Source organism: Streptomyces lancefieldiae (genome assembly GCF_031845825.1).
Taxonomy (GTDB): Bacteria; Actinomycetota; Actinomycetes; order Streptomycetales; family Streptomycetaceae; genus Streptomyces; species Streptomyces lancefieldiae.
On sequence record NZ_JAVRFH010000033.1, the window covers coordinates 36,737 to 48,594 of the forward strand.

General features: G+C 67.1%; 15 protein-coding genes. 13 read left to right on the forward strand and 2 right to left on the reverse strand.

All coding sequences use genetic code 11. From position 1 onward, the window contains the following. Positions 1–129: 129 nt before the first annotated feature. On the reverse strand, positions 130–729 hold the full coding sequence (locus RM812_RS27225) for a TetR/AcrR family transcriptional regulator (protein WP_311577414.1): 600 nt from the start codon (positions 727–729) through the stop codon (positions 130–132). Positions 730–845: 116 nt separating this feature from the next. Between RM812_RS27225 and RM812_RS27230 the strand changes: the two genes are divergently transcribed. The 4 genes from RM812_RS27230 (at position 846) to RM812_RS27245 (ending at position 4,768) form a co-directional block, all read left to right on the forward strand. Beyond that, entirely contained in the window at positions 846–1,667 is an 822-nt protein-coding gene (locus RM812_RS27230; RefSeq protein WP_311577416.1) for an SDR family NAD(P)-dependent oxidoreductase, read from the forward strand. Between the two features lie 394 nt (positions 1,668–2,061). Then, on the forward strand, positions 2,062–3,900 hold the full coding sequence (locus RM812_RS27235) for a bifunctional metallophosphatase/5'-nucleotidase (RefSeq protein ID WP_311577419.1): 1,839 nt from the start codon (positions 2,062–2,064) through the stop codon (positions 3,898–3,900). A 359-nt stretch (positions 3,901–4,259) separates the two neighbouring features. Then, a complete protein-coding gene (locus RM812_RS27240; protein WP_311577421.1) occupies positions 4,260–4,445 on the forward strand; it encodes a phospholipase D-like domain-containing protein in 186 nt (61 codons plus the stop codon). 32 nt (positions 4,446–4,477) lie between these two features. Further along, positions 4,478–4,768, forward strand: coding sequence for a hypothetical protein (locus RM812_RS27245; protein ID WP_311577424.1), 291 nt, complete (start codon positions 4,478–4,480; stop codon positions 4,766–4,768). A gap of 64 nt (positions 4,769–4,832) precedes the next feature. Here the strand turns inward: RM812_RS27245 and RM812_RS27250 are convergent, their stop codons facing one another. Beyond that, positions 4,833–5,123, reverse strand: a complete 291-nt coding sequence (locus RM812_RS27250) for a hypothetical protein (RefSeq protein WP_311577426.1) — start codon at positions 5,121–5,123, stop codon at positions 4,833–4,835. Between the two features lie 126 nt (positions 5,124–5,249). Here RM812_RS27250 and RM812_RS27255 point away from each other — a divergent pair, with 126 nt between their 5' ends. The 9 genes from RM812_RS27255 to RM812_RS27295 all read left to right on the forward strand — a co-directional run bounded on the left by RM812_RS27255 (position 5,250) and on the right by RM812_RS27295 (position 11,853). After that, on the forward strand, positions 5,250–6,083 hold the full coding sequence (locus RM812_RS27255) for a helix-turn-helix domain-containing protein (protein ID WP_311577429.1): 834 nt from the start codon (positions 5,250–5,252) through the stop codon (positions 6,081–6,083). Then, positions 6,080–6,283: a DUF397 domain-containing protein gene (locus tag RM812_RS27260; protein WP_311577432.1), complete on the forward strand. Its 204-nt coding sequence runs from the start codon at positions 6,080–6,082 to the stop codon at positions 6,281–6,283. The genes RM812_RS27255 and RM812_RS27260 overlap by 4 nt, the downstream gene beginning before the upstream one ends. A gap of 56 nt (positions 6,284–6,339) precedes the next feature. Further along, positions 6,340–6,885, forward strand: coding sequence for an RDD family protein (locus RM812_RS27265; RefSeq protein ID WP_311577435.1), 546 nt, complete (start codon positions 6,340–6,342; stop codon positions 6,883–6,885). 107 nt (positions 6,886–6,992) lie between these two features. Continuing rightward, complete coding sequence (locus RM812_RS27270) at positions 6,993–7,325, forward strand: hypothetical protein (RefSeq protein ID WP_311577581.1); 333 nt, start codon at positions 6,993–6,995, stop codon at positions 7,323–7,325. A gap of 46 nt (positions 7,326–7,371) precedes the next feature. After that, on the forward strand, positions 7,372–7,683 hold the full coding sequence (locus RM812_RS27275) for a pore-forming ESAT-6 family protein (RefSeq protein ID WP_311577438.1): 312 nt from the start codon (positions 7,372–7,374) through the stop codon (positions 7,681–7,683). Positions 7,684–7,734: 51 nt separating this feature from the next. Further along, a complete protein-coding gene (locus RM812_RS27280; RefSeq protein WP_311577440.1) occupies positions 7,735–8,121 on the forward strand; it encodes a DUF6507 family protein in 387 nt (128 codons plus the stop codon). Further along, a complete protein-coding gene (locus RM812_RS27285; protein ID WP_311577443.1) occupies positions 8,118–10,709 on the forward strand; it encodes a hypothetical protein in 2,592 nt (863 codons plus the stop codon). The genes RM812_RS27280 and RM812_RS27285 overlap by 4 nt, the downstream gene beginning before the upstream one ends. After that, complete coding sequence (locus RM812_RS27290) at positions 10,706–11,557, forward strand: immunity 49 family protein (RefSeq protein ID WP_311577446.1); 852 nt, start codon at positions 10,706–10,708, stop codon at positions 11,555–11,557. Before RM812_RS27285 ends, RM812_RS27290 begins: the two co-directional genes overlap by 4 nt. Beyond that, on the forward strand, positions 11,554–11,853 hold the full coding sequence (locus RM812_RS27295; RefSeq protein WP_311577449.1) for a hypothetical protein: 300 nt from the start codon (positions 11,554–11,556) through the stop codon (positions 11,851–11,853). Before RM812_RS27290 ends, RM812_RS27295 begins: the two co-directional genes overlap by 4 nt. Positions 11,854–11,858 lie beyond the last annotated feature (5 nt).

Here is an 11,858-nt window from a genome sequence, read left to right on the forward strand (position 1 = left end):
GTCCGGGGAGATGGGCACGCACACGGGCGGGGAGACGGACGGACGGCAAGCCGACGTGTTCCCCGGGCCCGTGCTCCCGGAGTCGGGAGCCGGCCGGGCCGGGCTCTGCGGGTGTGGGTCCTTTCCTGTTCAGGGGCCGAAAGCTCGCAGGGTCGCGTCGACGAGCGAGTCGGCGTATGCGGTGGTCAACGGACCGCTGCGGTGCAGCCACCGCTGGAAGAGGGGGGCGTAGAGCATGTCGAGGGCCAGGTCGAGGTCGGCGTCGGGGTCGAGCTGGCCGGCCTCCTGGGCGCTGCGCAGGCGCGCCTTCTTCGCCTCGTCCAGCGGCCGGGCCAGCTTCTCGCGGTACTCGGCCGCCAGCGCGGCGTCGTTGGCGATCTCGGTGTTGAGGGCGCGGATCAGCCGGTCGAAGGACGGGTCGGCGAACTCCTCCGCCGTGGCCCGCATGACGAGCTTGAGGTCGGCCTCGAGGTCGCCCGTGTCCGGCAGTGCGACCGACTGGCCGTCCGCACCCTCACTGAGGGCCAGAAGGGCGGCGAAGACGACCGCGCTCTTCGACGGCCACCGCCGATAGATCGTCTGCTTGCCGACGCCGGCGCGGGCCGCGATGGCTTCGACCGTGACCTTCTCGTATGCCTCCTCCGCGACCAGCGCGCGGGCGGCCGCGAGGATTGCCTGCCGGGACCGTTCCTTGCGCCGGGAGTGGTCCGGCCCCTTCTCATGGGACATGCGTCCAGGCTACCCGCCGAACGAAACGAGACGATCCGTATTGATGAATCGGCGGCGATGCTCTACGGTGGCATCGAAACGAGACGGGCCGTTTCCTTTACTGAGAGTGAGACACCATGACGCGCGCGAGGGTCTGGCTCATCACCGGCGCATCCCGCGGCCTGGGCAGGGCTTTCGCCGAGGCCGCCCTGGCGGGCGGCGACCGCGTGGTGGCTGCCGCCCGCAACGTCGAGCCCTTGGCGGAACTGACCGGGAAGTACCCCGACCACCTGGTCCCGCTTCCGCTGGACGTCGCCGACCGCCGAGGCGTGTTCGACGGGGTGGAGCGGGCGGCAGCCGCGTTCGGCGGACTGGACGTCGTCGTCAACAACGCCGGCGCCATGCTCTACGGCATGGTGGAGGAGGCCACGGAGGAGCAGATCCGGGCTCACATGGACGTGAACTTCTTCGGCGCTGTGTGGGTGGCCCAGGCGGTGCTTCCCCACCTGCGCGCTCAGGGCGGGGGACGGCTCCTCCAGGTCACCTCGATGGGCAGTGGCGGTGGCATGGCCACCGTCGGCTTCTACGGTGCGGGCAAGGCCGCGCTGGACTCGGTCAGCGAGGCACTGGCGATGGAGGCCGAGGGGTTCGGCGTCAAGGTCACCATCGTGCAGATGGGCGGCTACAACACCGGCCTGTTCACCACCGGCACCACCCATACCGAACCCTTGGCGCAGTACCAGTCCCTGCGCGCCGAGATGGAGGCGATGTGGGGCGATGCCGTCGCCCCGGAGCCGGACACCGCTGCCCCGGTCATCATGGAGCTGGCCGCGTTGCCGGACCCGCCGCGACGGCTGATAGTCGGCAGCCAGTCCTTTGACCACGTCTTGGAGATGGGCCGGGTCCAAGCGGATCAGTACCGGTCCTGGGAGCACCTCAGCCGTATCGCCCCGGGCTGAGACCGGGGCCCGCGCCACGACTCGCCGACGTCGCCCGGCTGCCTGGAACGGGGCCGGGTCGACGAGCCGGTCGCCACCGAGGAGGACGCGGTTCGTAACTTGGCGGGGGTAGTTGGGCGTATCCCTGTGAGAGGGGGCACCTCCGTCCCAGGTCTCGTGCCCGGCCGGACCACGACCCGGGCCGGCGCCCACCACCATGGCCGTTCGGATACCCCCGAGGGCCGACATGACCCGGTCGCGTCCCCGGCGTGAACGCCGGGGCGTTCTGCGAAAGTGCCGGTAGACCAGGATGTAACCCGGAACCCCCTGTCGCGCTACGCGCGTTGACCATAGGCTTCTGCGCCGACGAGCCGTCTCCTCAGCGGCTCGCGACACGCACACCACAGGGGGGCGCATGCCACTCACCGCACCGTCGCACCGACCGCGCCGCAGACGCCGTACGAACCGTCTCCTCGCCGTCGCCGCCACCGTCCTCACCGCCGGGGCGCTCGCCGCGGCGGCGCTGCCCGCGACCGCGACCGCGAGCGCGGACGAGAGCGGACGAGACCACGGCGGTCACCAGCCCGACCACCGCCCGGGCCGCTACCAGGACGTCCAGCTCCTGTCCTTCAACGACCTGCACGGCAACCTGGAAGCGCCGGCCGGCTCCTCCGGCCGGGTCACCGAACTCCAGCCGGACGGTACGACGAAGACGATCGACGCGGGCGGTGTGGAGTACCTCGCCACCCACCTGCGCGAGGCCCGCAAGGGGCACCGTTACTCCATCACCGCCGCCGGCGGCGACATGGTCGGCGCGTCACCCCTCCTCTCCGGCCTCTTCCACGACGAGCCGACCATCGAGGCGCTGAACAAGCTCGACCTGGACGTGACGAGCGTCGGCAACCACGAGTTCGACGAGGGCGCCACCGAGCTCGGCCGCCTCCAGAACGGCGGTTGCCACCCCACCGAGGGCTGCTACACGGACAAGGAGTTCGAGGGCGCCGACTTCCCGTACCTGGCGGCGAACGTCCTGGACGAGAAGACGAAGAAGCCCCTCCTGAAGCCCTACTGGGTGTGGAAGCGGCAGGGCGTCAAGGTCGGCTTCATCGGCGTGACCCTGGAGGGCACCCCGGACGTCGTCTCGGCGGAGGGCGTGAAGGGTCTGACCTTCAAGGACGAGGTCGAGACGATCAACAAGTACGCCGAGGAGCTCCGGCGCCAGGGCGTGAAGTCGATCGTGGCCCTCGTCCACGAGGGCGGCTTCCCGGCCTCGTCCTCCTACAACTACGACTGCGACTCCCCGGGCGCCGGCGACGGCATCTCCGGCCCGATCGCCGACATCGCCGAGAACGTCACACCCGAGGTCGACGCGCTGGTCACCGGCCACACCCACGCGGCGTACGTCTGCACGATCCCCGACCCGGCGGGCAAGCCCCGCATGGTCACGTCGGCGGCGTCCTTCGGCCGCCTGTACACGGACACGACGCTGACCTACGACCGCCGCACGGGTGACATAGCCCGTACGGCCGTGAAGTCGGCGAACCACGTGGTGACGCGGGACGTCCCGAAGGCGCCGGACATGACCCGGCTGATCGACAGGTGGAGCAGCCTCGCCGCCCCGATCGGCAGCCGCCCCGTCGGCTACATCTTCGGCGACATCCCCCGCGACGGCACCGAGTCCCCGATGGGCGACCTGATCGCCGACGCGCAACTTGCCTACGGGAAGTCCCAGGACCCGGAGACCGACCTGGCCCTGATGAACCCGGGCGGCATCCGCGCGCCGCTCACGTACGCGGCCACGGGGAGCGAGGGCGACGGTGTCGTCACGTACGCCGAGGGCTTCGCGGTCCAGCCCTTCGCCAACACGGTGAACCTCAAGGACTACACGGGCGCCCAGCTGATCCAGGTCCTCAAGGAGCAGGTGAGCGGCCCGAACGAGTCGGCCCCGAAGATCCTCCAGATCTCGTCCGGCCTGACCTACACCCTGGATCTGACGAAGACGGGCGCCGACCGCGTCGTCATGGACTCCGTCCGCCTGAACGGCTCGGCGATCGACCCGACCGCCACGTACCGCGTCGCGTCGAACAGCTTCCTCGCGGGCGGCGGCGACGGCTTCACCACGCTGGGCCAGGGCACGAACGAACTCGTCGGCGCGGACGACCTGACGGCACTGGAGCAGTACCTGACGGCCAACTCGTCGGCGACCGCCCCGATCACGCCGCCGGCTGCGGACCGGATCACGGTCGTCCGGTAGCACTCCGCGGTTTCCAGCGGGCCCATGACCTCGTCCGTCATGGGCCCGCTTCTTCTGCCTGCTGTGGTGGCCCCGCCTGATTCACGAGGTCGGAGGTGCCGCTGATCCTCGCCCGACGGGCGTGGTGATCAGGCCCCAGGACGCGGACGCTCCGGCTATGGTCGTAGACACGACGCAGTGAAGGAGCACATCGATCATGAGCGTCCACGCCTCGGACTTCCAACCGGTCGTCCCGCCCATGCCGGAGCGGAGCCCCAAGGCGCTGCGCGCGGCCATCGCCCAGAACGCCACCGCAGCTGCTCACCGACTTCGACGAGCACTGGGCGTGGGCCGTCGCCGAGGCGTACGACATCAGCACGGTGCCCGCTTTCATGGCTCGCTGGTGGGGTGCGTACGCGATCGCACGTGATCCCAAGCTCGAGGCCCACCTGACAGAACTTGAGCAGCGCGCAGCAGAGTCCACCGACCTCGTCGAGGCCAGGGCGCTTCTCGAAGAAGCGTCCAATATCCGCTACCAGGCGCAGCGAATGGAGCCCGGTCAGTGACCGATGGTGGATTCATGGGGCCGCCCTGGTAGATGGAGTGGACGCTCAAGGCGCAGGCTGCCCGCGACGCACTGCCTGAGAAGGTGCGGAAGATCGTTGACGCAGCGCGTGCCGAGCTGGTCTCGGCGAAGGACCCGTACTTCCGGGGTATCGAGGCTGATGCGGACCTCCCGGATGGCATGAGGGTCGGACCGGTGCGGTCCAGTGATCCGAAGGGCGCGCGCATCTACTTCTTCGACCATGGGCACGGCTGGCTGATCTACACCTTCGTGCGCCGCGTCGAGGACCCGCAGCTGGTGGTGGAGGAAATCTTCTGGCAGTGAGCGGTCCTCGCCCTCCCGATGGACGACACGACGTCGTCCAGCTCGGGACTGTTTCCAGGTCGGTTCACTCGACCGGGTAGGGGATGCGCCGCCCGCGACTCACCGCGATGCGGAGCACGTCCTCCAGGGCTTCCGTCGCCCTGGTCAGCGCGAACCGCACCGCCCGCTCACCGGCGTTCCGGTCGGCGAGTACGGCCCTGGCTCCCACGAGTACCTGTTCGCCCGAGTCCAGTTGGGCCGCCTCGATGTCGTCGGCGAGCCGGGAGAGTCGGCTGTGGTCGCTGTCGGTGCTCAGGTAGCAGGGGTTGCCTTCGGGGGTGGTCCAGGGGAGGAGGCGGAGTGGCGATGACTTCATGACTCATGTCCCTTCGAGGTACCGACCAGCGGTGACTACCGATCGTGCGTCGATCGTCACTGCTCCGTCGTACGCTGCGGAAGAGGCCTGGTGTTGCCTGCGGGTCAGACAACGGGGAGGGGTGAAGTGGCCGAAAGCCCGGATGTTGAACCGGATTCGAGGCGTGCCGAGCTCGGACAGACGCTGCGGATACTGCGCGAGAAGGCAGGCAGATCGCTCGGGCAGCTGGCCGAGGAGACGTCGTACGACAAGAGTTACCTGTACCGCTTGGAGAAAGGGGAACGGCTCTCCAAGCGAGCGGTGATGGAGGACCTGGACAGGTACCACGGCACGGGTGACCTGCTGGTTCGCTTGTGGCGGGACGCGCACAAGGAAGTCATCAAGGACAAGTACAAGGCGTTCATGGAACTGGAGGCGACAGCCCGGTTCATGTGGCTCTTCCAGCTCCGCGTGCCAGGGCTGCTGCAGACCGAGGACTACGCCCGGACGGTGTTGTCGGGGTTGTCCGGCGCACAGACAACGGCGGGCAACGGTGAGGCGGTAGAGGAACAGGTGGCGCTGCGCCTGGGGCGTCAGGAGCTGCTGCACCGTCGGCCGGCGCCGAGTGTCCGAGTGATCCTGGACGAAGGCGCGCTGCGACGACGTGTCCCGGACGTGAAGGTGTGGAGGGATCAGCTGACGCACCTTTTGCACGCGGCGGAACTGCCGTCCGTCGCGCTCCAGGTGCTGCCCTACACGGCAGGCGTGCACGACCTCATGGACAGCCACCTCTGGCTCCTGTGGCAACGAGTCGGCGATCCCGTCGCCTACGTGGAGGGCAACGGCTTCGGTGAGTTGGTCGATGATCCGGACAAGGTGCTGTCGTTTCGCTTGTCCTACGATCTGGTCAGGGACGTGGCTCTGACTCCGGTGGAGTCGATGGCGTTCATCAAGGGCCTTCTGGAGGAGCGCAGACCATGAACCGACTCCCTGACCTCACCATCGCGAGCTGGCGCAAGTCCTCCTACAGCGACGGAGGCGGCACGAACTGCGTCGAGGTCGCCGACGGCTGCCCCGACCTCGTACCGGTCCGGGACAGCAAGGTCCGGGGCGGACAGGTGCTCGTGTTCGGCGCGGCACCGTGGAGGGCGTTCGTGGCGGGCGTGAAGGGCGGCGCCTGAACAAGGCCCGCCGCAGCCGCACTGAGCCACCCATTCATCTCCGTACCGAGGAGGACGTGACCGGTCTCCCGCACTACCCCGTCAATTCCAACTCTGGCTCTCACGGCGCGCGGTACTACCCGCCGCAGCCGCCCTACAACTACCCGATGCCGCACGCCCCGGGCCTCTTCCCCGTACCTACGGGTCTCGTCGACCCCGGGTCGCGTCTCGGAGCCCGGCTTCTCGACATGGTCATCTGGTTCGCCGGGTACGTCGTCACGGGCGTGCTCCCGGTGAACGTCTGGAAGGACAACGGGGGCGGCGACGCGGCCGACGCGATCTTGTTCAGCTGGTTCATCGCGACCTTCCTCTTCTACTTTCCTTTCTGCGTCTCCGAGTTCGGCTCGACGCTGGGCAAGCGCATCTGCGGGATGCGCGTCGTGCACCGCGACACAGGACGGAACATCGGCTTCGGACGCGCGCTGGTCCGGGAGATCTCCTGGCCGGTCTTCTCCTTCGTCCCTGTTCTCGGGCTGCTCAACTCGCTGTGGTGCTGCTGGGACAGGCCGTACCGGCAGTGCCTGCACGACAAGCTGCCGGACACCGTGGTCGTCGACCACTGATCAGCGTCCGGATCGCGCCAAGTCGGGCCAACGACGTTGCATATGCGACCCGGTGAGCGCAAGGATGTTCGAGATCGTGGGGTTTGAGTGATACACGGGGGTGGATGATGAAGTTCGACATGGGCTCGACGACCCTGTCGGATCTGGGGAAGAGCACGGTCGGCTCAGTCGACGACCTGGGCACGTTGATCACGTGGCTGATCCAGGCGGCGGAGCCGCTGGAGGGGAAGTTCAACGGCGCGGGCAAGGCGGCGTTCGACACGTTCAAGCTGCATGCCGACGAGATCACGAGTGACCTGAACGGCTCGCTCAACGCGATCCTGGGCGGGCAGTCCGGCATGGACACTGCCTTCGGTACCGGTGATCAGGAGCTGGAGGGCAACGCCCACCAGAACATGGGCACCGCCAACTTCGACGCGGCTCGCTTCGGTACTCGCTAGGGCCGGGTCCGCGAAGCCGTCACCGTTTCCAAGGGGGAAGTTGAACATGGGACAGAATCTGGACCGCCGTTCGTACGACACCGGTGCCTCGGCCGATGTCCAGACCAGCCTGCACGGGGTCATCGCCCAGCTCGAACGCGTACTGACCGACCGCGACCGAGCCGTGAAGGCCGCGATGGCCGAATTTCAGGCCGACGGGGTCTCGGACGAGTACCACGGCAAGGAGGTCCGCTGGAACAGGGCCGCCGCCGAGGTCCGCGAGATCATCCGGCTGGTCCGCACGACGATGGAGCAGAACGACGGCACCGCCCAGTCGACGCTGGCCAAGGCGCGGGCGGCCGTGGACAACATCGGGTGACGCGGCGGGCAGCCGTGGCAGTGAGACGGTGAACCGAACGGGGGATTCGGAATGACGGGGTGGGACATATCGCCGCCGGGGGTCGAGTTCGTGACCTCGCTCGTCGAGGACGCGATGGACGACCTGGCCAAGGACGTCAAGGCGTACGGCACGGACGTCATGAGCGCGGCTGCCTCTGCCGGGACCATCAGTGGCGTGTATTGCGGTGAGGCGCCTACGGGGCTCATCGGCGTGGCGTTGTCGCTGTTCGCGGAGAGGACAGCGGGTGACGTGCTGTTCCTCGGTGCTCGTGCCGCTAAGTCCGTGAACGGTGCGCGGGAGGCCACGGCGTACTACGTGATCGGCGACGAGGAGACGGCTGCTCGCGCGCAGCGCAACGCTCTGGCCGCGCCGAGAATCGACATGCCGGGTGACGGCAAGGGGGACGCGAAGAAGTGATCAGTCCGGCCGGCATACCGCAGTTCACAGGCGACTTCGACCAGCTGGACAAGGACGTCTCCTCGTTGCGCAGTGATGCCATCGGCATCCGTGACGGTGGCTCGGACGTCCACTCCCGCTTTCAGATGCTGGAGGCCTTCTACACCGCGCCGGAGGCGGAGACGCTGTTCGCCACCACTCAGCCGGTGATGGACAAGGCAGACACCTTCGCAGCGAAGCTGGAGACGGTCGCCGACGCGCTGGACACGTTCGCCATCGAGGCACGGCCGTTGGCCAAGCGCCTGGAACAACTCAAGGCAGACGCCATCGCGTTCGTCAACAGCGTCGACGGTGACGACGTCTGGACCGAGGACGAGGACAAGGTCGATCAGAACCGGCAGCTTCTGGACGACGTCACCGCTGCACAGTTTGCGTTCCAGGAGTCGGAACGCCGGGCGGCCACCAAGATTTCGGCGATCGTGGGCGGTCCGAAATTCGTCGCAGACAACGGCAGCGGGCTGATCAGGTTCGACACCGTGCGGTACGGCTACGAGGCCGACTTGCTCGAAGAGGCCGAGGACCTGCCCTGGGGGACTCCCGAGGATCAGACCTATGAGGCGTGGAGCCTGGGCTGGTTCGGACACGGGGCCAAGAGCCTCTTCTGGGACGGCATATACAAGGACGGCATCGAGGCGGGCGCCAAAGGCCTGTGGGACCTGGTCACTGGGGACAGCGAGGCGTGGAGCGGCCTGAAGGATGTCGTCACCGGCATCGGTCTCTACACCATGACGCCGTACGACGCGTTCATGGACTGGGCGGTCGGCCCGGACGAGGAGAGCGCGGACGAAGCCAGGGCGAAAAAGGCTACGAAGGAGTTCGGCAAGGCTCTTGTGGCATGGGACATGTGGCAGGAGAACCCGGCCCGTGCGACCGGGACCGTCGTCTTCAACGCACTCACGCTCGGTGCCGGGCCGCTGGCGACCGCTTCCAAGGCCAGCAAGGGGGGCACGGCCGGCAAAGCCGCCGGTGTCGCCGCGAAGGCCGGGATGTTCATGGACCCGGTCTATGTGGGCCTGAGAGCGTCAAGCACTGCGGTCGGCAAGCTCCCCAAGATCTCCGAGCTCACCTCCCGGACCACAGGAGTAACGGGCGCGACGGCGGATGTGCAGCGCGTACACAGTGTCATCGAGCTTGATGACGGGTCCAAGGTCGTACTGGAGAACGGTGAATTCGTCCCCTACGACAAGCATGGCGAGGCCATTTCGGATACGCCGAAGCAGGAACGATACGCCGCCGCCGAGCCCGCTCCGGAGCAGGTGGCGCCGAGGCGAGAGCAGGAGCTCGCCGGGGTCGGTGCCATGTCACGTACCTCGGACGCCACCGCTCACGCCGGTGACACGCTTCCGCCCGGGGCCGGCCGCGATACGCACACCAGTCCCAGCGGTGCGGGTATGCCTCGTGGCAGTACGGGGGAAGCAGTCAGCAGTGTGGGAGCCGGTCACGCCGTCGGCTCCCACGTACCTGGATCAGGGGGTGGTACTACCAGCGACGGTCATATGGGTAATGGCTCCGGTAGTCGCGGGAATGGCGGCCCGGACGATCTCGGGCGACCCGGCGGCGAGGCGTCGGGTGCTGGAATCGATGGTGCGGCCGACGCGGCTGGTAGCGGCCTTCCTCGTCAGTACACGGACAGTCAGCGTCCCAGTTTTATGGGCAACGGGCCCAACCCCTATGGCCCTCGGGGCTCGCTCACGCTGGAGCAAATCGAAGAGATCCAGGTCTACCGTGCCAACCATGAGCCCGGGTACCGCAAGCAGTACTACCGGAAGAACGGCACGCGCCTGGACGTGGAACTCCACGACGAGAGCGGGCACACACCACCCCAACTCACCCAGGTGCCGGACAACGGTTTGTGGATTCGAGCAAAGGACGCTCCCGAACCGCCCAAGCCGCACTACATAGACGCCGAGTACATCCGCGTGGGCGCGGACACCGTGACGAGTGCGGAGAGGCTCCGGGTTCTGCAAGAGGCAGCGTGGGAGCGCCATGCCGCCGTCCAATACGACAACCTCGTCGCGGACTGGAAGGCGCAGACGGGCGCTGCCCACGGGATGCACGGAACCGTCGACACAGCCGCGCAGTGGGGAGAGGCCAAGGGGGCATATAAGGAATCGCATACCGCGATGAGGGACGCCACCGAGGCTTTCGGTGAAAAGGCCGCCGAGTATCACTATATTGCGGAGAATCACCCCGACTTCAAGAAACAGACACTGCTTGGCCCGAGGAACGGTAACGATCAGTTCGACCAGGTATGGAAGCATGAAGACGGTCGAATAGTCGTCATCGAGGCGAAGAGTAGTCCCGATACCGAGCTTGGCAGACGGACCCTGCCAGGTGGTAGACAGGTCTCTCAGGGGAGTAAGGAATACTTCTATGACATCCTCGCGGCCATGGAAAAGCGAGGTGAGTATGACCTCGTGGAAGACATGGAGAAGGCGATCGGTGGAGGGAAGCTGGATTATGTAGTCATCAGGGGTGAGAGAAACGCGGGCACGTACACTGGTTACAGGTATCGACGGTTTGACATCAGCAGGGGGACGCTTCCGTGACCGTACATATCTCCCGGCATGGGCTCCCGGCGGACACTGACGCTGGTCGGCTCAGTGAGCGCGTGGCCAGGCGTATCGACGGCCTGGAAGAGTCGGCAGGCATGATCGACTTCACCTTCGATACTGCTGTCATGGCGCTACGTGCCCATTGCGTGAATGACCCGCGAGCAGCGAAGGCGGAGACATGGGACGCCGCAGTGAACGCGATGCAGCTAGGGTCTGCACTGTTTGCTGTTACCGGCGCGATCGAGGGTCCTGTCGAGTGTCGTATCAACAATAAGATGCGCAGCCTCCCAGTCGTCGGCCCGCTTTCGACGGCCGACGCGGGCAACTGGCTCACCGCCTTCTGGCTGGCAGTCATCTGCCGTGAGACGCAGCGGATGACTCAGCTATGTGAGATCCCCTTGGAGCGGCTGCGATCGCCGGAGGGGCAGTACGACGAGTACATCTACCATTGGGTGGACACGCTGCAGACATACTGGCTGCGGCGGCCCGGTCTGGTGGAGAAGCTCACGAGTACCCTTCAAACCTCGAATCCCTCTGTGGCGCGCGTCGCGCCGCGCGACTTGCTCGACGGCGTGCTCTATCCGCCGATCAACCTCTTCTACCACCTCGTACGCAACGACCGGGAAGGCTTTTCTCCCGCTTTGGCCGGGGCGTTGAAGCTGCATCAGTCGTACTGGACCCTGAACGAGGAACGGGCGGCGGACATTGACGGGAGTATCGCCCTGGGCCCGCTGGCGATCGCCTGCTGGGCGTACGACGGGGAGTTCCCCATCGAGGTCGAGTCGGATTATCTGCCCAGGCATCTCCTCCAGCACACGTGGCTCGGCGAGTTCCCGACATGACCGCCCACGACTACGACACCCAGCTCCTCGAGTCCGTCTCCGTCCGTCGCCGACGCCTGCGCGACGCGCTTCTCTTCGGTGCCCAGCGGCAGCGGCGGTCCGTCGATGAGCGGCTGGGGAAGGTGGTTGCCGGGGTGGTGATCGCGGCTGTGGTGTGTGCCGGGTGTGTGGGGTGGTCGTTCGTGGAGAACCGGGTCATGGGGGAGAGTGGGAAGAGCCCGTACGGGGCTTCGGTGGGGCCGGCCGGTGAGGGCGCCTCGGGTTCGTCACTCTCAGTCAGGGCGTCTGTACGATGATAGGT